Source organism: Rhizobium sp. R693 (assembly GCF_002211315.1).
In the GTDB taxonomy this organism is placed as follows: domain Bacteria; phylum Pseudomonadota; class Alphaproteobacteria; order Rhizobiales; family Rhizobiaceae; genus Rhizobium.
The window spans coordinates 159,070-177,844 of sequence record NZ_LOKY01000001.1; the positions used below are offsets into that span (position 1 = coordinate 159,070).

General features: G+C 59.4%; 15 protein-coding genes and 1 pseudogene. 13 read left to right on the forward strand and 3 right to left on the reverse strand.

The features are described 5' to 3' along the window. Positions 1-297: 297 nt before the first annotated feature. The 3 genes from ATY79_RS00775 to ATY79_RS00785 all read left to right on the forward strand — a co-directional run bounded on the left by ATY79_RS00775 (position 298) and on the right by ATY79_RS00785 (position 4,616). Positions 298-2,253: an EAL domain-containing protein gene (locus ATY79_RS00775; protein ID WP_189637935.1), complete on the forward strand. Its 1,956-nt coding sequence runs from the start codon at positions 298-300 to the stop codon at positions 2,251-2,253. Positions 2,254-2,881: 628 nt separating this feature from the next. Continuing rightward, positions 2,882-4,390 (forward strand): hypothetical protein, encoded by a 1,509-nt coding sequence (locus ATY79_RS00780; RefSeq protein ID WP_088702634.1) that lies wholly within the window; start codon positions 2,882-2,884, stop codon positions 4,388-4,390. Positions 4,391-4,406: 16 nt separating this feature from the next. Further along, positions 4,407-4,616 carry a hypothetical protein gene (locus tag ATY79_RS00785; RefSeq protein WP_088702635.1) on the forward strand — a complete coding sequence of 70 codons (210 nt, stop codon included), beginning with the start codon at positions 4,407-4,409 and terminating at the stop codon, positions 4,614-4,616. A gap of 208 nt (positions 4,617-4,824) precedes the next feature. On the opposite strand, the gene ATY79_RS00790 is transcribed toward ATY79_RS00785, so the two are convergent. Further along, entirely contained in the window at positions 4,825-7,989 is a 3,165-nt protein-coding gene (locus tag ATY79_RS00790) for an AAA family ATPase (protein ID WP_088702636.1), read from the reverse strand. Positions 7,990-8,227: 238 nt separating this feature from the next. On the opposite strand from ATY79_RS00790, the gene ATY79_RS00795 reads away from it, so the two are divergent. The 3 genes from ATY79_RS00795 to ATY79_RS00805 all read left to right on the forward strand — a co-directional run bounded on the left by ATY79_RS00795 (position 8,228) and on the right by ATY79_RS00805 (position 11,425). Beyond that, positions 8,228-8,809, forward strand: coding sequence for a hypothetical protein (locus tag ATY79_RS00795; protein WP_088702637.1), 582 nt, complete (start codon positions 8,228-8,230; stop codon positions 8,807-8,809). 236 nt (positions 8,810-9,045) lie between these two features. Beyond that, entirely contained in the window at positions 9,046-10,725 is a 1,680-nt protein-coding gene (locus tag ATY79_RS00800) for a hypothetical protein (RefSeq protein WP_245312286.1), read from the forward strand. Positions 10,726-11,203: 478 nt separating this feature from the next. Further along, positions 11,204-11,425: a hypothetical protein gene (locus tag ATY79_RS00805; RefSeq protein WP_088702639.1), complete on the forward strand. Its 222-nt coding sequence runs from the start codon at positions 11,204-11,206 to the stop codon at positions 11,423-11,425. Between the two features lie 58 nt (positions 11,426-11,483). Here ATY79_RS00805 and ATY79_RS30330 read toward each other — a convergent pair. Together ATY79_RS30330 and ATY79_RS00815 are read right to left on the reverse strand one after the other, a co-directional pair. After that, positions 11,484-11,567, reverse strand: a pseudogene (locus ATY79_RS30330) (LysR family transcriptional regulator); the annotation flags it as partial. Between the two features lie 557 nt (positions 11,568-12,124). Continuing rightward, positions 12,125-12,637, reverse strand: a complete 513-nt coding sequence (locus ATY79_RS00815; protein ID WP_088702641.1) for a prepilin peptidase — start codon at positions 12,635-12,637, stop codon at positions 12,125-12,127. Positions 12,638-12,898: 261 nt separating this feature from the next. Here ATY79_RS00815 and ATY79_RS00820 point away from each other — a divergent pair, with 261 nt between their 5' ends. From ATY79_RS00820 to ATY79_RS00850, 7 genes are all read left to right on the forward strand, one after another. Then, positions 12,899-13,102 (forward strand): hypothetical protein, encoded by a 204-nt coding sequence (locus ATY79_RS00820; protein WP_088702642.1) that lies wholly within the window; start codon positions 12,899-12,901, stop codon positions 13,100-13,102. 99 nt (positions 13,103-13,201) lie between these two features. Next, entirely contained in the window at positions 13,202-14,113 is a 912-nt protein-coding gene (gene cpaB, locus ATY79_RS00825; RefSeq protein ID WP_088702643.1) for a Flp pilus assembly protein CpaB, read from the forward strand. A 70-nt stretch (positions 14,114-14,183) separates the two neighbouring features. Continuing rightward, a complete protein-coding gene (locus ATY79_RS00830) occupies positions 14,184-15,665 on the forward strand; it encodes a type II and III secretion system protein family protein (protein WP_088702644.1) in 1,482 nt (493 codons plus the stop codon). Then, a complete protein-coding gene (locus ATY79_RS00835; protein ID WP_088702645.1) occupies positions 15,646-15,948 on the forward strand; it encodes a hypothetical protein in 303 nt (100 codons plus the stop codon). The genes ATY79_RS00830 and ATY79_RS00835 overlap by 20 nt, the downstream gene beginning before the upstream one ends. A 95-nt stretch (positions 15,949-16,043) precedes the next feature. Next, complete coding sequence (locus ATY79_RS00840) at positions 16,044-17,648, forward strand: TadE/TadG family type IV pilus assembly protein (RefSeq protein WP_088702646.1); 1,605 nt, start codon at positions 16,044-16,046, stop codon at positions 17,646-17,648. After that, positions 17,645-18,124, forward strand: a complete 480-nt coding sequence (locus tag ATY79_RS00845; protein ID WP_088702647.1) for a TadE/TadG family type IV pilus assembly protein — start codon at positions 17,645-17,647, stop codon at positions 18,122-18,124. Before ATY79_RS00840 ends, ATY79_RS00845 begins: the two co-directional genes overlap by 4 nt. Next, positions 18,118-18,750 carry a TadE family protein gene (locus ATY79_RS00850; protein ID WP_088702648.1) on the forward strand — a complete coding sequence of 211 codons (633 nt, stop codon included), beginning with the start codon at positions 18,118-18,120 and terminating at the stop codon, positions 18,748-18,750. The genes ATY79_RS00845 and ATY79_RS00850 overlap by 7 nt, the downstream gene beginning before the upstream one ends. Positions 18,751-18,775: the final 25 nt, after the last annotated feature.

Consider the following 18,775-nt stretch of genomic DNA (forward strand, 5'->3'; position numbering starts at 1 on the left):
CCCGTTCTCCCTTGGCATGTAAATCTTGTGCCCCACCGCCCTTGAGGACGGAGACGTCGGGCGCATTTTGAAGACTTGCCGAACGGCTCCAATTTTCAAAACGTCGCGGCTCATTGGGCATCAGCAGTATCACGCAGAAAGCCGTCTGAAGTCTTGGCAGCGTACCTTGAAACGGGTCACCCAAGAATGCCCGCACGTTGGGGTTGATGTAATTGTCTTTCGGTTAACTGTTTGTATTTCCACTGATGTAACGGGAGCCACGCTATCAATGGCGCTCTGTACTTAATGAGCCGTGCAATGACAATATTAAGCGCCAGACAGAAATTGCAGCATTTCATGTCCGTTCAGTCCGAAAATTCGGACCTCCTGAAAGCGCAATACCGCGCTTTTACACGTCAGATGCCAATGATGTACTTCATCCTGCTTTCAAGTACATGGGCGCTTGCGATCACGCATATGCAATTTGCTCCACTCTGGCTCACCGTCGCAATGCCTGCTCTTTTCACAGCCGGCTGCATGCTTCGGGTCATGTTCTGGTGGAGAACGCGCGGTATCGATCCGAAGCCAGACGTGGCCCACGCAGCGCTCGTTCGAGCCAATCGCCTAGCGATCGGCATTGCCACTATATTCACGGCCTGGTCTTTTTTGCTCGTACCTTACGGGAATGCGTATACTCAATCTCATGTCGCCTTCTATATGGCGATCACCGTCATCTCCTGCATCTTCTGTCTGATGTACGTTCGTTCGGCGGCATTTATCGTCGCGTTGATTGTCAATGGAGCATTCGTTGTCTTCTTCGTGGCGTCGAAGCAACCGACCTTTATTGCGATCGCCATCAACGTACTGCTGGTCTGTGCGGGCATGATGTCCATCCTCATGACCAACTACCGCAATTTCGAGCGCATGGTGGTCTCACAACAGCGTACGCAAGCACTGAGCAATGAGAACCTGCAGCTTGCCAATATCGACAGTCTGACGGACCTACCCAATCGCCGTGCGTTTTTCGCGCATTTGGAAGCCGAACTCGAAAAGGCCAAGGTTGAAGGTACGCGACTGGCCCTCGGCGTCATTGATCTCGACGGCTTCAAGCCGGTCAACGACCTTTACGGCCACTCCGTCGGAGATAGATTGCTAGTTAAGGTCAGCAGCCGCCTCGCGACTGCATTGAAGGCCAGCCGGGCGTTTCGACTGGGTGGTGACGAGTTTGCGATCGTCGCTCCGATTGTGCCGGAAGATGAACAGCTTGTCGCAAACGCAAATGCGATCTCCGAGCAGCTCAGGGCACCTTACCATATGCCGGAAGGGACGGTGCACGTCTCAGCATCCATGGGCATAGCAGTCTTTCCAAACCTTGCGTCAACTCTCGAACAGCTTTTCGACAGAGCCGACTATGCCCTTTACCACGCCAAAAAAACCCGGCGTGGCGGTGCTGTCTTGTTTGATGCGGAGCACGAGAAGCAGATTAACATCGAAGCCCGCATCGAACATCTGCTGAAGCAAGCCGATCTGGAAAACGAACTTTCGGTGGTTTTTCAACCGATTGTCGACGTCTGCTGCCAAAAGACTGTTGGCTTCGAGGCGCTGGCCCGCTGGTCTAACCCGACCCTCGGACACGTCTCACCGGCACAGTTCTTCTCCATTGCGGAACGAGCCGGTATCGTCGGTTCGCTGACGCGACCTCTTCTCAAGAAGGCACTTGCCTGCGCATTGAAGTGGGAAGAGCATCTGCGTTTCTCGTTCAACCTCTCCGCGCACGACCTCAACTCCTGCGAAGGGGTATTGTCACTGATCGGAATCATCGAAAACAGCGGCTTTGATGCACGACGTCTTGACCTTGAAATCACCGAAACCGCCTTTGCGCACGATTTCGAGCAGGTCAAGCAGTCCGTCGAAGTGCTACGACGCCTCGGCTGCGGCATCTCACTGGACGATTTTGGCACCGGTTATTCCAGCCTGACGCGGCTGCACGCCTTGCCGCTGACCAAGATCAAGGTCGACCGCAGCTTCGTCACAGGTTTGCATGAAAGGCCTGCAAGCTACAAAATCGTGAAATCTCTTCTTACTCTCAGCCGTGACATGGGGCTGGAATGCGTGGTTGAAGGGGTTGAAACGCCTGAAGAGCTTGCGGCTCTTGCAGGTCTTGGAGGTACACTGGTGCAAGGCTACGTCTATTCGCCGCCGCTTCGCGAAGAAGACGTCGGTGAATTTCTGTCAAGGAAATCGATCGATATCGCCGTAACCGGGCACCAATAATACGATCTGCAATGACGCTTCGGCTTTGAAACGACCCGCGCGCGACAGATGCGGCCCTGATCCGGAGACGCGATTGTATATCGGAGGGCAAACCTGCGTTCGGCAGAGCGCGTCACTTTCGAGATGATGCGTCAGTCCCCACCGATGCGAAGGGTTACGCTCGAATGCGCCATTTATACCGCCTCCAGTCCTTCTCACACGCCGTCTATTCTCCAACGCTTTGCCTTTGGGGATCCCATATTGGCGTCGCACCATGAGCAGGAGTCTCCCTGTCAGAGCTTGGCGAGTGCTCTTGGAAATCCGCCATCTCCCTGGTGCCGATATTGCAAAGATTGAGGCGAGCGCCGTCCCCAAGATTCCCTTTAGCATCGGGCCGCCAGCGCGTAGTTGCGACGTCATTCATCCGCACAAGAGAGGCACTTTGCCCTGAGGAGAACGAGCCGAAGGTCCTAAAGCCTGGGATAGTGCCTGAACCGCGAAGGAAGCATTACATTACTTATTGCTAAAACAACCTCGCGTTTAATCGCTTCTCCCGTTGTAATTGCGCTTGCGGCTGGTAGTATCATTGTTGCACACGCTGTGCGTCGCTCACGCGAAACGGCGCAACACATGGGAGAGGATATCCGCCATGTCTCAAGCACTTGTGAAATCCAAAAAAGCTCCGGCCAAGTCGGCAGCAACCGCTGCGAAAACAAAGACCACAAACAAGAACGCATCTTTAGCCATGTCCGCCGCAACGGTGGAAACGTGGGAGGACGATCCTGACTCGGCCGTGGCCGTGATCGTGCCGACTCCGGATGTCGCCAAGCTTCCCCTCGCTTTCGTCTTCCCAGCGTCGGGCCCAGCGCCTGCCATCTACCCGCACGGCACGCCCCAGTTCCGTTACTGGGCCACCGCGGCCGCATTGAGACGCGGCGCCGATTATTGGGCGACGCGCGTGCCCTTGACACAGTGGTACGGCGGACCAAGCCTCAAGGTCGTACTCGACAAGGGCTTCGACCTCGACGCAAACTACGACCGGACTGCGTTGAACTTCTTCCATGGTCCGGGTGTGACGGGAACGGTGTTTACCTGCGAGAGCCCCGACGTGAGCTGTCACGAATTGGGACACGCAGTGCTTGACGCGTTCAAGCCGGGACTGTGGGGCGCCGCCAGCCAGGAGATCGCCGCCTTTCACGAGTCTTTCGGAGACATCAGCGCCTTGATGTCGGCGATCCAGATCCCATCGCTGCGGACCGCGATCCTGAACGCCACGGGGGGCAACCTACATACCAAGTCGCGGCTCTCGACACTCGCCGAGCAGCTCGGTAGTGCCCTGCGCGCCCAGGATCCGGCTCTGGCCGAGGCGGACTGCTTGCGTAGCGCGCTCAACTCATTCAACTACCAGGATCCGACCCTGCTCCCGAGTACGGCCCCCATGTCGTCTCTGTCATCGGAACCGCATTCCTTCTCGCGCGTTTTCACGGGCGCCTTTTTCGAGATCCTCGGGGCCTCGCTCGCAGCGAAGGCGGTGCAACCGGGGGCCCCAACCGAGGCGGAGTTGCTTGCCGTCGCCGACGACCTGGCTGGATTTCTGGTTCAAGGCATCACGTGGTCGTACCCGATCGTCGCCAACTGGTACGCCAGCGTCGCTGCGAACATGGTGATCGCGGCGCAGGCGGACGTGGCCTACTTGTCCATCGTCAAGGGGGTGTTCGTCGCTAGAAGCATCCTTTCCCTGCAATCTGTGTCCTCGCTCCCGATGATATCTCAACTCAAGTCGCTCGCTGCAGAGGTGAAATCGGCCGGGGCCGCCGAGAAGCCGCTGCCCACAATCGCGCTGCCGGCGTCGCATTACGGCATTGATGGCCTGCTCTTCGTGGAGGCACCGACCCAACCCAGCGAGTTTCTCGTGACGAGCGCCGGCTGCAACGGTGAGCCGCTCGCCCCGCAGAGCGGAATTTCTGCCGCCAAGGCCTTTGTTGACGACCTCTTCATGCGTGGCTGTGTCGACTATGGCACGGTTGTCGATCCGAAACGCCGGCTGGTGCGTGGCCGCAAGGTGAAGACCCACGCGCTGGTCAAGGCCCCAGGAGGCGCGCGTCTTGAGCGCCGACTTTTCAGCTGCGGCCTGTGTGCACGCGGCGTCAGCCACTAGAAAGGAAACAACGAGCGTGACGCAAAAGGAAATCCCGCCGGATCCCGACATCATCGTGCCCAACGATGAGCCGTCCAAGGCCTTCGTCAGGGGACTTGTTGAGCGCGGAGAAGCAGTGGCGCCGACGCGCAGCGGCAAGCTTCCGCCGCGCGCCACCCACATCATCATTGGCAGGACCGGCGAAGGCCTCCCGATTGTGAAGCGCATGCGATTCAACGCGTTCTAGTGGCTCCAACGGCGGCCACAGCTCAGACCGTGCACCATGACGTTACAAGCCTCGAGCACTGTCCATGGCGGGGCGTCCGACGGTCGCCGGCCGTCCCCTCCGCGATCGGTCTGTCAGCAACACTGCCGGGTTGACGGCTTTTCGTTACCTAGCCTCAGAACAGACGGCACTCGCGACGGTATGACCACGTGGCAAGGTCGCATATCCTTCACTTCTGGGGCGGATCGGCCAAAAGAAAGTCTAGCGACTGCCTGGCTCTTGCCTCCCAGGTTGTTGCCTTTTGACCGCGTGCGAAAGAGATCGCCTCCTCGAACGATGCTTTGGCGTCAGCGAGCCGGTTTGTGCGCCGGAGCAATTCACCCCTCAGACGAAGCAGCTCAGGCATGTAGTAGTGCTCACCGGTACGCAGCGCAAGCTTGATCCCCTGGTCGAGCACGACCTTTGCCTCGTCGGGCCGTCCCATTCGAAGGTAGCCATCGGTGAGTATGCCCAGGTAGCAGGTCTTGTCGACCTCCTGCTCGCCCATGTTGTCGCAAATATGCAGCATCTGTGCGAGGCCGGTGGCGTCCTGGCTGCTTGCAGCCTTGGCCCACCCGGAAAAGAAAGACGCGAGATTGAGCCAAAGCTGGAATCCATTGCGTGTCGCAAGCGGAACGAGTTCGTCCAATAGGCTCTGGAGCATCGCTACATCCTGGCGAAGCGCCATCAGTATGCAGCCGTTACCCAGATACGCGGCGAGGCGGTAGTCCGTTAGTCCGCGGCTCTCCATTCCAGCCGCGTGAAACAACTCCATGGCCGCACCGGTCTCCCCAATTATTTGCAGCGTCCACGAGAGATAAAGCATCGACATGCTGGGAAAATCGCTTCCGATCTCGTCGGCATGCTCGCGATGCTCGAGCGCCTCCAGCAGCAGGTCTCGCGCCTGCGCAAACCTGCCGCGGGCAAACGCGCACATACCGCCGAACTGCAATCCGAGCACCAGGGCTTTCATATTGCCATCCCGGCGGCCAATCGCCTTGAGCTGGTTGCTCGCCCATTCGGCGTCCGAGAACCTGGCCGAGTTGAACGAAGTTCCAAACAGACCGTCCAAGGCCCGGATCGCTGCCTGCGGATCTCCGATCGCCTCACTGAGGCGCATGACGTTGCGATACGCCTCGCTGCCGTCGCCGGTCATATATCCGTACGCTGCGTAGAGGACATCGCCCCTTTCGAGTTCGAGGGTCAGCTCTCTCTTGTCGCGCATCGTCGACGGCGGCATTCGGCGGACGCATTCGATCCCTTTCGCGAACATGTTCGCAGCCTCCACCTTCGCCCACGTCGCCCCAAGTTTTCTGCCTGCCTTGAGCCAATAGTCGGCCGCGCGCTCAAACAGCGTCGCCTCGTCGTAGTGCTGGGCGAGCACCTCGGGATGCTCCACGACCGTCCCAGGCTGCACCACCTCGATCGCCTTGGCAACGAGCGCATGAAGCTCCCGCCGCCGGTCGCGAAGCAGTGCTCCGCGAGCGGCCTCCTGCAGCAGACTGTGGGCGAAGGAGTAGCGGGGCCAGTTGGAGAAAGGTTGCGGCGCGACGAGTCCGACGGCGACAAGCCGATCTATCTGCGGCCGCAGCGCCTCGCTCGAGAGACCGACGACATGGGCGAGCGTTTTCAGGTCGAACTCCCGACCGATCACAGCGGCCGTCTGCGCGACCGACTTTACGGCGCCAAGCTTGTCGAGACGGGACATGAGGGCGGATTGTAGGGAGACCGGGACGCCGACGTCGCTCCTTGCCTTCACCCCCAACTGACCGGCCGCATCGGGACCAAGCATGAGGGCCGATCGGGCGAGTTCCTCAAGATAGAGCGGAACGCCCTCGGCCTTGCTCAGAAGCGTCGAGGCGAGACCTGCAGACAGATGCTCCCCTTCGACAACGTTCTGGAGGAACTCGCCGGCCTCCTCGCTTGAGAAGCGTTCGAGGGCAAGATGCACCGCGAGGGCGTCGTCGAAGGTAGCCTTCGTCTGCTTCTCGCGGGAGGTCACCAGCAGGAGTACCGGAAACTGCGCCACGTCATTCGCGAGCGTCTGGAGGAGCTTGCCGGAGGACGGGTCGATCCATTGCTCGTCCTCCACGACAAGCATCAAGGGGCCGGTGTTTGCCAATTGCCGGAGCCAGTCCGAAAACACGTGTGTGATTGCGGCCTCCTGCTGGGACGAAGCGAGACTGGACGGTTCGAAGTCCGGTTCGAAGGCCAGAAGCCGTGTGAAGATCGGGTACGAGACCGACAACGGGACATCACTGGCCGACAAAGCGGCCCGCAGCCTTTCAGACGGCAACAACGTGTCCTCGGTAATGCCGGCTTGCTGCTTGAACAGCCGCAGGAACGGATAGAGTGCGCTGTTGGTGTAGGTGGGGGCGCATTGCGCCACCAATGTCTTCGCCTCGGGAAAGTTCCTTGCGATCTCGAAAAGCAGCCGCGACTTCCCGATCCCGGGCTCACCGCTTATCAATGCGACACGCCCATGGCGATTGGCTCGCACGGTGTCCCAGAGAGTTTCGATAGCCTGCAACTCGTTCCTTCTGCCCACGAAGGGCGTCGATCTGGTTTCGCCGGCAAAGCGGTATTGTCTTGCAATCGGCTTGATGGCACGCCGAATGTGTATCGGATTGCTGAAACCCTTTAACGTCTTCGCGCCGATGTCGGCGTACTCGAAGGCGCTCGATGTCGCCTGGAACGTGCTCTCGTCGACGTAGATACTGTTCGGGTCCGCGATGGCCTGAAGTCGGTGGGCGAGATTTGGGACATGGCCAAATGCCACCGTCGAAATCCCGGCGGGCGCGCCCTCGATGTCGCCCACGACGACCAGGCCGCTCGCCACTCCCATCCTTACCTCCAGGCGCGAACTGTCCGGCGTCTCTATCTGTGGGACCGCTGCCAGGATGTCGAGCGCAAGGTGCAGCGCGCGTTCCGCGTCGTTCTCCTCGGCCGCCGGAAATCCGAACAGGACCTGCAGTGCGTCGCCGACATAGTTGGCGACGAAGCCCCCGTGCGACCTCGCAAGCGCGCTGCATCGCGACAGGAATGACTGCGTCAGCTGGCTGAAGTCCTCGGGGTCGAGCCTGGAAGCATACTCGGTCGAACCGACCATGTCGCCGACCAGGATTGTCAGCTGCCGGCGTTCGACCGGTGTGCGATCACCTGCGTGGGGCGGCGACCTGCCAAGAGCCGCAATCGCGGCCAGCAGCTTGCGGCGGGGCCCCAAGGGCACGCCCAGCTCGCGCAGATCGTGATCGGATAGCAGCGCGAGCGTATCGAAATCGATCTGCGCGTCGGCGAATTTGTTCGCCAAGTGCTGTAGCCCGATCTCGGCAAGCCATGTCGTCACGTCGCTCATCGCCGGACCCGCCCGCTTAATACCGATCCGCACCTCAACTTGCGCATTTCTTCAGTTCAGGCTACTATACTACCAGAGGTCATTCAATAACTTCAGTCTATTCTTCACGCGGCGGCATGGTGTGGCCGCGTATATTTGCAGTGCTGCGAGAGCGTCTGGTGCGGTCCGTTGGTAATGCATGGTGTGAATGGCGTAGAAGGCGGACCGGACCCTCGGCGGGCAGCACGGAGGGGTCAACATGAAAGCATTCAAGATGTTCGGGGCTGTAGCCCTTTTTTCGTGGCTTGCCGCCTTGCCCGCATTCGCCGCCAGCGAATGCCCCGGGGCAAACGACATGGGCTGGAGGGAGTTCCGCGGCGGGCCATTGATAGCGCCCACGCCGGAGGAACGGGGCGCCGTGATCGACTTGCTCTCCCAATACGCATGGAGGATGGACAACCGGGACTTCAACGGGCTGCCTTCCCTGTTCGTGGACGACGGTCACTACTACCACTGCGATCCGGGCAATGCGAATGCCGTGCTGGCCATTTCGGCAGGGTCGTTGGCCCAACAGTTCCAGACGATGTTTGCAAACCTCGCTGCAACGAACTCCAGCGCGACGCGGCTGCTCAGCAACATCCTGATCGGGAAGACGAAAGACGGCAACTTCGAGGTTGCGTTCTCGGTTCAAGTGAACATTCAGACAATCGGCGTCAGCGCGGCCCATCTCGACTATACTGCCAAGATATACGCCACGATCACGAAGGACGGCGACTTGTTGAAGTTCGTTGTCCTCAAGGTCGCCCCTGCCCAATCCGGGATCCAGGCCAGCGCGCGCTGACTGCACGCGGACGGGAATTGGGGGACGGATTGATGAGACGCCTTGTCAACCTCGCCGCAGCGACTGCGGCTGCTTTTTGTCTCTCCGATGGCTTGGAGGCACCCCCCATTCCAAGGGAACTGCTGGCAGGGCCCCGCGAGGTAGCGGGACCCATCCCAGTTTCTTTGCCAGGCGCAGCAACCGCGGGTACCGGGATTGGGTCACCATACGACCTTCTAATTGAATTGAACGGTGGCGTGTTGTGGGCTCCGGCCACGGCAAGTGCCGATCCGGTGACGAAATTCGGCGACGAGGCCAGATCGGTGTTCGGCCCCATGCCGGACGGTGCCTGCACGGGAGCGAACTCGCAGCAGGTCGGCCTCGAGGTCGACGGTAACGTCGTAACGCTGGAGCCAAACCGCTCCAAGACCGGCGCTCCACTCGAATTTGCCCACCGTGACATTGCCGGCCGCCTGGTGAAGTGGACGAACGCCGTCGATCGCTGCGACAAACCTTCGCTCGCGGGTGGCGTAACCTTTTGCGGGATGAACTCGCGGATCGGTCGGGTCACACGCAACCATGTACAGTGGCTGTTTCTTTGCCGGAAGTCGTCTGAGAGCCTGGAACTGGAGATGGAACCCTACTGGACAGCGACGGATCCACGGTTTTCCCGGTACAGCGCCATCGGTTTCAACGACGTGACCGGCGAAATCGCGTTCCTCGACGGCCGGAAGGACCGCTTTGTCTTCGACTGGACGGAACCCTTCCCACCGCCTGGCGGAGCGTCCTACGACGATGCCGCCGGGCGACGCGCTGCGGCCGAGCTTTACGACGGCGGCTCCAAGGTCGATTGCGTACTGTGTCACGACAACAAGAAGCCCACCGTCATTGATCCCCACATGCAGCAGGCAAGGGTCGGCTATTTCGCGGGTCGGCATGATCGACGCGCCGCGCTCGGGATGGGCAACTTCCTTCCGGGCCGAATTGCAAGACCGGACGCGCCGTTTCGCGTCATCGGTTCAGGATATGCGGCCGCCCATGCCAGCACTCTACTCGAGGCCAGATCCATCCTGATCGAAGGTCATCCGTGCTCGGGTTGCCACAGCCTGACGACGCTGGAATCGGGACGCCGCTTTTCCGCCGATGCCACTGGCAAAACGCCCATCCTCCCGAACGCGACGGTGATGCAGAACGCCGCCCTCTTTGCGCAAAAGGGAGCTCTCGCACTTGTCCAGAACCATAGGACCGAATGGGCCTCCGCCTCAGGAGCGGGCAGGATCAGTCCGTGGATGACACCAGAGCATGGCGGCAGCTTATGGAAGGGCGTGCGCGACCTCAACAACGACGAATGGCTGCGTCTTAGTCGATGCGCATGGGGCCTCGGCGCAAGCGAGTGTGGATACAGACCGCTGTTTACGCAGTGCCCGCCCCCCGGCAGCGGCGGCGACACCTTCATTCCGACGGATTTTTCCGCTGAGGTACACTTCTACCCGGGCATTTCGGCCGGCGTGCAGAGGATCCTGCGCCTGTCCTGGAAGTACCTGAACGGCTACGGCGACGTGCCGGCCCGAGACGATGTGCGCTTCAACGTGGCATTTAAGACGGTGGATGTGCCGCTGGCCAAAGGAGCACCGACGCGGCCGGAGTATCCAACGGCTGACGAAGCAAAGGGAATCTCCTTTGTCGCGGCGGCAGATGGCGTCGGCCGCTCGGGATCGGCGACGCTCCTGAAAGACGTTTCCTTCGCCGGGCACGAAAAATGGACAGATCCCGCCCCGTCCGACACACCTCGCTTATATCACGTAGACGTTCCGGCGGCATGCGGAAAGCGCTACCTATTCAGGATCGTGCCGGCGCGCTTCTGCTTCGATAATACTGGGATCCGGTTCAGCGAAGCCGACTACCTGCTCTACAGGGACGTCGATTGCGGCAGATAGGCCTGGCGTGGTTAGCGTCGATCCATTTCAAGGAACCGCCGCCCCACCGGCGGCGAACACATCAAGTCGTTGTGGCCCTGGGTTCGACCTCACTGCTGTTTTGTTGGGCTACTCCTGTGCTCATATTTCGCGCTCTTGGCTATTCACCAACATCCTTGGGCATTGAACTGCGCCGGAACGTGGGGACAATCATCCTTGACAGCGACTATTTCGGGCACAGGCGGCCGAGGACCTCATCCGACGAAAAAGCAAAATTTGAGACGACAGCCCCGTCGCAAAGCAGGGACCGGATGCCAGGCATTCGCAAGGGAGAACCGCTGCGGTCTCGTAGTCTTTCCGAGAGGCTCTCACACGGCGACTATTGCCATTTTGCAACGCTTCGTCTTTTAGCGCGACTATATGAGCACTTTATCATATTGCGGCATTGCCTGCCTGACGTCGCACCCCTTAAGTTCTGGCTTCGAAGGGAGATGGGCCGATGCAATGGATTTCGTGGCAACGACCGGTGCTAGTATCTAAGATCACGGAGTTGATCGATCGCATTCTTAGGAATTGGTGCGATGAGAACGGGCATCAAAAGGGAAGCGCGGAGGCAAGCCAAAAGGCAAAGAGCCTACTTCAGTGGATTGAACTTGGCGTCACGGATGAACACGAGCTCACGGATCTGATCCGCGACGACATCGTGATCACCACGAAATAAGTTCACGGCACAACGGCGGGCATTCTCCGCTTTGCCTGTTGGGCGGAAGGAGAACAGATATGCCGAGCCCGGCCGAGACGAGCGACACCAGCGACCAAGTGTCGTCACAGGTATCGGCAATGTTCTTGGTCAGGTCGTGCTTCATCCTCGATCCTGACGCTGGCTGCGGCGTGCCACCCGCCATTCCAAAATGTTTCGATGCTTAAACGCATCTATAGCTCCCTTCGAGGGGTCTATATCCGAATTTTTATGATTTATCTAACCATCAAAGGGATGTTTAATGGGAGATGGCGCTGTGTTAAGCAGCTATCGTTCGTTGGCTCCTTCCCTTGGCAGGAACTCACCCGGGCTGACCCGGCGGACGAAAGATCATCCGAGAACTCCAGGTTTTTTCTCCGAGTCAAGATGACAGTAGACGTCGGCGACGCCGCCGCATTCCCCGGTGCGGGGGGGTGACCTGCAGCCCTCCTACCATCTCGCCGTCATGAAGCGAACGTTGCGGCAGGACGTGGCCGGAATCTCGTGGCGTATGTTGCCTAATTCCCGTAATTTCCTTGAACAAAAGACGTGTTTTCGAGATATCGAGCATTGCTCCAGATATCTGCCCTTAACGGCCAGAGAGGCCGCTGTTGAACCTCTTCCTACAGACGACTGCAATCAAACCTTTTCTGCGATGCCAGGTTGCGGAAGCCTAAGCTGCTATTTGAAAACAGCGAGGGTGATAAGCGCGGCGAAGACCATGACGACCCCATAGGGTACCTTGCGGCTTGCCCGGATTTCCTCGATGCGCATGAAAAAGGCGAGATGTGCGACGGGCAGCGGCACTGGTAGTCGCAGTATCAGGAGTGTCACGACGCCGAGGACGAGGAGCAAGAACGAAAACGGCAGCATTCCGTGCCATCCGACAAAGAGCCCGATTGGCAGGAATAGTTTGGCGTCTCCCGCGCCGAACAGCCGGAAGCCCCAGAGCACGACCCCAAGCATAAACATTAGAAGACCGGCCCCGACGTCGCCGCCAATTCCGGTAGAGGCAAACAGCGACGCGCCGACATCCTCGGAGCCAAGTATCACCGCCACCGCACGCAGCGCATAAAGTGTTACGAGCGCGAGCACGAGCGTGTTGGGGATCTTCCATGTGCGGAAATCGGTCCAGGCAGCATAAAGGAAGAGCAATATTGAGATCCAATTGGTGAAAGCAACTATCGGCATCATGAAACTCAACCTTTTGGTGGAGATAATCTACGGAATTTCTGTTTCGAAACACCATAAGTGCCGCCATAGAGCGGTTTTAACAAATATGGATCGAAACGAACTTTAACCATAAAGTATACTTCCCGATTGGAGTATGTATGAGTAATTGACTATATTAGAATTAACATATTATTAATATTCCCAGTCGGAGGGGCGGTCTCGACGACAAGGCGAGGCCGGGGGAAAATGACGGCGCGCAAGATAATCTGGAGGTAGTTCTCGATGAAAGCACTTGTAAACTGCGTACGCGCTTTCGCGCGGGAAGAAGATGGTGTGGCACTGACTGAATATCTTATTTTGCTTGCCTTGCTGGTCGGCGGTGTCATCGCCGCGGTTACCCTTGCAGGAACCAATCTGGCTACCGTTTGGAAGGGATGGGCCGGGTGGTTTACGACCAACCTGACTGCTCCTACCACTACCCCATGACTTTGGAATCCGAAGAAGAGAGTGGGGTTTATTAACCCCTCTCTCCTAAATTAGAAATCTAAGATGGAAATTTTCCGTCCGGTGTAACGAGTAGCGGCGATGCGTTCTTCCACCATTTTCAGTCTGTTTTTTGCTTTCGTACTCGCAGCCGCGGCGGTCTTCGGAATGCGAGAATACCTCGCCGGGCAGCAGGCCCGCCTGCTGGCATTGGGCGGCACCAAGACGCCAGAAAAGACGCTAGTCGTCGCCGCAAAGCCAATGCGTTTCGGCGACCGGGTGCGCCCCGAAAATCTCAAGGCCATCCCATGGCCCTCGGACGAAACACCCACAGGTTCTTTCCTGAGCATCGAAGCAGTGGTCGGCGATGACGCCCAGCCGCGCTATGCCATGGAGGCGATCGATCCCGGTGAACCGGTATTGTCCTCCAAGATCACCGGCGCTGGCGAGCGCGCCACGCTTTCAGCGGCGCTCGACCAGGGCATGAAAGCAGTTTCGATTCGCGTTAACGATGTGCTCGGCGTCGCCGGCTTCGTGCGGCCTTCAGATCGCGTCGACGTGCTTCTGACGCGGGTCGTGCGAGGGCAGGCTGGCAACGACCAGACGTTTGTCGATGTGCTATTGCAGGGGGTCAAGGTGCTGGCTGTGGACCAGACGGCCGACGAGCGCAAGGATGAGCCTTCGGTTGTGAAGACCGTGACCTTCGAGGTGACGACCGGCGAGGCCCAGCGCCTGACGCTCGGCTCCAGCATCGGTACGCTGTCGCTGGCGCTTCGCAATATTGCCTCCTCCTCGGTCGAAGAGACCCGGGCGATCACCGTCTCCGATCTCGGCGGCGGACCGACGGCGACCGAACTCGGCAAGGATCTGGCGAAGACGCCGGAGCCCGAAAAACAAGTGCAGATTGTCGAACGCAAGGTGGAACCGGTATTGCCACCTCAGCCAAAATGGGCGACGGTCGGCGTCTGGAACAAGACAAAGCGCGAAGATTTCAGGGTGGGACTCATAGATTGAGGTGAAATGCAGCCATTCGGCCCGCGGTGGGGCCGAATGGTCTGAATGCCATAAGGGGGTAAAAGCAGGCATGTCGAGGAGCAAGAGAATCGCAAGGTCGAGGCTTGCGGCGTTGGTTGCAATGTTTTCGGCCTGCGCGTACTGGGGGCCAGGCTTTAGTTGGCGCGCCGAGGCACAGGAAAAGTTCGTGACGCTCGGGGGATCGGTCCAGCATATCACGCTGCCTCCGAACGAGACGCTGACGATTAACACCGGACACCCGTTCGGCGATCTCGTCATCGGTAGCGCCGATATGATCGACGTGGTGCCATTGTCCGACCGGTCGCTGTTCGTCCGCGCCAAGCAGATCGGCGCCACCAACATTTCGGTCTATGACGACAACAAGAAGCTGCTCGGCGTCATAGACGTGCGCATCTCCAGTGATTTCAGCGAGGCGGCCTCCGCCATCCGCTCCGCCGCGCCCTCGGCCCGGGTCAGGGTGTACAACTCCAACGATCGCATCCGCCTGACCGGAATTGTGCGTGACGCCGCCGAACTGCAGCGCGTCGTCGAAGTCGCCCAGTCCTATTCCAACCAGCCGGTGCTGAACCAGCTCAGGGTCAGCGACAGCCAGCAGGTCATGCTGGAGGTTCGTATCATCGAGGCCTCGCGGCAGACGGGCCGCGACCTCGGGATTGGCTGGTCCGGTCACGGCAACAACGGCATTGGCAAGGCAACGACCAGCCAGGGCATCACGGTTGACGATGACGGCAACCTGGCACGCAGCCTTCTCGACCCGAAAGGTGCTGCAACGGGGATGTTGCCCTTCGGCCAGCTTATCGCCAAGGTACTGGAAATCTCCGGCGGCCGCATCGACGTAGTCATTAACGCGCTTGAGCAGAAAGGGCTGGTGCGTCGCCTGGCGCAGCCGAACCTGATCGCAATGAGCGGCTCGACCGCCAGCTTCCATGCCGGTGGCGAAGTACCGATCCTGAAGACCACGAACAACGGTACGACCGTCGCCACCGAGACTGACTATCGTCCCTTCGGCGTGCGCTTGACCTTCAAGCCGGTTGTCCTCGACGACGGCCTCATCAACCTGCAGATCGACCCAGAGGTCTCCGAGCTCGATACGTCGATCAACGTCAACGGCAATCCGGGCTTCATCTCGCGGGCGGCCAGTACCACGGTGGAGCTGCGTGACGGGCAGAGCTTTGCCCTGGCGGGGCTTTTGCAGTCGATCAACTCCAAGGACATCCAGCAGTTGCCGGGCCTCGGGAAGCTGCCGGTTCTTGGCGCGCTGTTCCGCTCGACGAGTTTCCAGAAGAAGGAATCCGACCTCGTCATCGTCGTCACGCCGCATATCGTGCGACCGTCCCGGCCAGGCGAAGATCTCTATAGCCCGCTCGACCAGACGCGCTCGTCAAACGACGTCGAGCTTTTCGCGCTTGGCGTCATGGAAGTGGACAAGGACATGCTGCGACGCTTTCGCTATGGCGAAGGTGTGACTGGGCCCTACGGCCATCGTCTAGACCTGGACCAGGGAGGCCAACTTGCCGTCACAAAGCGTTAAGCGGACGCTCCTCGTCCTCGCCGCCAGTCTGCTTGCCGGTTGCGCCGACTACATGAACCATCGCGATTCGATCACCTTCGGTCTCGGCAATGCCGTCGAGGCCAACAAGGCGATCCACATCGAGGATCCGTTCCCGCCGGAAGCCCAACGGACCCATATCGCGAGCGACGGCAAGGTGATCCGCAGAGTGGTCACCGAGTATCAGACCGGCGGAGCGGTCATCCAGCCGACGCCAGGTATGGCGGTCAATGGAACAACCGGTGGGGCCACCACCGGTCAGTAACGCTCGAAAAAGCATGAACGGCCCAAGTGCCGGAAGGGAAAGACGCACGAAGCAGGGAGGTCACGGCGAAAGCGCCGCGAGGGGGTGGGTAGCAAATGCTGAATAGCGCTATCAGGCGATTTTGGAACGATCACCGCGGTTACGTCATTGCCTTGACGCTCATCGCCATGCCGATGCTTCTCGGTTTTTCGCTGCTGGTGATCGATGTTGGCCGCAGCAGCAACCTGCATACGGACCTCCAGAACGCCGTTGATGCGATGGCGCTTGCCGGAGCCCGCGAACTCGACGGTCGTGACGATGCGATTGCGCGAGCACAGGCGGCGATCGAGAAGATCGCGAATACGGCAGCCTTCAAGGACGGCGGCATCGGCATGTCGCTCGGCTCACATATCACCGTAGCCTATCATGCCGGAAACGATAGCGGGAGCACGGTCAATGTGGTGTTTTTAAAGGACATCCCAGCCAACGATGATACGCCGATCCCCTCGTCCATGGAAACAACGCAATCCAGCGAGGCATCCTATGCCTGGGTGACCAGCAAGCCTCAGGCGATGCAGACCATCTTCCCGATACCGGTCGGGTTTAACCGTGACACCGTGAATATCTCGGCTGATGCCGTGGCGGTGTATCACGCCAGCGCCTGTGACGTGACGCCGATCTATATCTGCAATCCGTTCGAGCCCCCTGGGAATACGAACGAAACGGCAGCCGAGACTGCCGCTGAGGCCCTGCACACCAATTTTGCGGCCGGTAATCTCTATGGGCGGCAGATCGAACTTCACAGCACCTCGGTTTCCAATCCGGGCCCTGGCAATTTCGGATTCTTGCGGACCCCGTTGGGAAGTGGCGCGTCAGTGCTGGCTGAGGCTCTTGCCACTGGCAATCCCGGTACCTGCTATACGCAAGACAGCCTCGATACCGAGACCGGTGCGAAGGCGGGGCCCGTCGAAGACGGTGTGAACACGCGCTTCGGCTACTACTCCTCGTCGTTCAATAAAGTGAGGAATGATTATCACTATCGGCCGGCGCAAGACGTCCGTTCTGCCCAAAAGACGACAGGAAACGGCAACAAGAGCTGCGATACATACGATCCGGAGATGGTCGGGAACATTGTCGGCGATCAAAGCAAGGCCCTCCCCTTGGGCTACGGGGCAGCCATGACATCCCTTGCCGGCGGCAAGATCAGCAGCGGGAACAACTGGCAATATGCGACATACTGGAATGTTGCTCAGGGAACGACTGCTCCCTTGGCAAGCACGATCCTCAGCAACTACTCCAGCTATCCGGCGCAAGCGGCCGGTACGCCGTCGCAGCCCTCCGCCTATGACGTCTACCGCTACGAACTTTCCAATCCCACGCTCATCAGCCATGCCTCTGCGAACGGCGAGACCGGCACGCCTGCGACAGGCGGCCAGTGCTACGGCGGTCCGGACCTTTCGAATTATACGGCAGCAGAATACGGCGATCGCCGTGAGATATTCTCGGCGATCGTAAATTGTGGCTACGAGGCCTCAGTTGGTCATTTGAATGGCCACAAGGCCACTCGGGCCGTTGCCTTCGCGCGCATGTTCCTGACCAAGCCGGCGATCAAGGACTCAGCCGAGCGATACCTTTCCCTGGAAATGATCGACATCACCGGCAAGGGCGGGCGCGGTACGCTGGACGAATTCCTGCGTGAAGAAGCGGAGCTGGTCAGATGATGTCGCTCCGCAATTTTATCCGGCATCGGCTTTGCCTCGGCTTCTGGCGGCAGGAGGAAGGCGCGGTGCTTGCCGAAGCACTGCTTGCGATCCCCTTCGTGACGCTTTTTGCCGCGGGGATCCTGGAGTTCGGCAACATTTTCTGGGAGCGCATGCAGATCGACGCCGGCCTGCGCGATGCTGGACGTTACATGTCACGCTGTCGGCCAGCGTCGGGAACCTATGCGCCGACATGCAATCAGGCAACGGCGGCGACAATCGCCTTTTACGGAACGCAAAACCCTGCAGCCGATGCCAAACCGCGGGTGCCAGGCTGGAATAACGCCGCCGAAATCACCTTCGCAGGGCCGGATGCCGACGGGAACATCACTGTTTCCACCGCCCACCTCTACCAGACTTCGCCGCTATTCGGGTGGCTTGGCGTCGATGCCATCACCATCAACTCCTTCCATGAAGAGAGGTATGTCGGATGGTGACTTCGCGGACACTCGCCAACTTCTGTCGGGACAATAGTGGCGTCAGTCTCGTCGAGGCGCTGCTGACCTTTCCCATCGTGATGCTGGTGTTTGCCGCCTTCATCGAGTTCGGCTATGCGATGTCGCAATGGAACCAGACGGTGAAGGCACTGCAATATGGTGCGCGGCTTGCTGCAGTGTCCGATCCACTGGTGCCGGCTACGGCCTTCAGCACCGCCTTCCCGGCCGATGCGAGCGATCCACTCAACAACGGCAAGGCCACTCCGAACGATGCGAGTATCTCCGCGACCTGCACGGGTTCTGGATGCAGCGCCGAACTGAAGCGCATCGTCTATGGGTCAAAGGATGCGCAAGATTGTCCGAGTTTGGCATCTGTTGCCCAGATCGGGATGTGCCACATCAACCCGCGGATCGGCGCAAGCAACGTTGTCGTCACCTACCAACGCTCGGGGCTTGGCTATTGGGGGCGACCGGATGGGCCGGTGCTGACGATGCGGCTGGAGGTGCGCGACATCACCTTCGACCTGCCGGTTCTCGGTGGGTTGCTTGGGCTCAATGACGTGACCATTCCGGCGCATCCGGTAACGATAACGACGGAAGATCTCAAAACGTGTTCGACCTGCTGATTCCTTGAATATTGCGTGGGGGAAG

Coding starts and splice junctions, on each gene's coding strand:
- ATY79_RS00795 (WP_088702637.1), top strand. CDS start 8,228: ATGAAAGCATTCAAGATGTTCGGGGCTGTAGCCCTTTTTTCGTGGCTT.
- ATY79_RS00805 (WP_088702639.1), top strand. CDS start 11,204: ATGCAATGGATTTCGTGGCAACGACCGGTGCTAGTATCTAAGATCACG.
- ATY79_RS00830 (WP_088702644.1), top strand. CDS start 14,184: ATGTCGAGGAGCAAGAGAATCGCAAGGTCGAGGCTTGCGGCGTTGGTT.
- ATY79_RS00845 (WP_088702647.1), top strand. CDS start 17,645: ATGATGTCGCTCCGCAATTTTATCCGGCATCGGCTTTGCCTCGGCTTC.
- ATY79_RS00780 (WP_088702634.1), top strand. CDS start 2,882: ATGTCTCAAGCACTTGTGAAATCCAAAAAAGCTCCGGCCAAGTCGGCA.
- ATY79_RS00820 (WP_088702642.1), top strand. CDS start 12,899: ATGAAAGCACTTGTAAACTGCGTACGCGCTTTCGCGCGGGAAGAAGAT.
- ATY79_RS00775 (WP_189637935.1), top strand. CDS start 298: ATGACAATATTAAGCGCCAGACAGAAATTGCAGCATTTCATGTCCGTT.
- ATY79_RS00840 (WP_088702646.1), top strand. CDS start 16,044: ATGCTGAATAGCGCTATCAGGCGATTTTGGAACGATCACCGCGGTTAC.
- ATY79_RS00790 (WP_088702636.1), bottom strand. CDS start 7,989: ATGAGCGACGTGACGACATGGCTTGCCGAGATCGGGCTACAGCACTTG.
- cpaB (WP_088702643.1), top strand. CDS start 13,202: ATGCGTTCTTCCACCATTTTCAGTCTGTTTTTTGCTTTCGTACTCGCA.
- ATY79_RS00850 (WP_088702648.1), top strand. CDS start 18,118: ATGGTGACTTCGCGGACACTCGCCAACTTCTGTCGGGACAATAGTGGC.
- ATY79_RS00815 (WP_088702641.1), bottom strand. CDS start 12,637: ATGATGCCGATAGTTGCTTTCACCAATTGGATCTCAATATTGCTCTTC.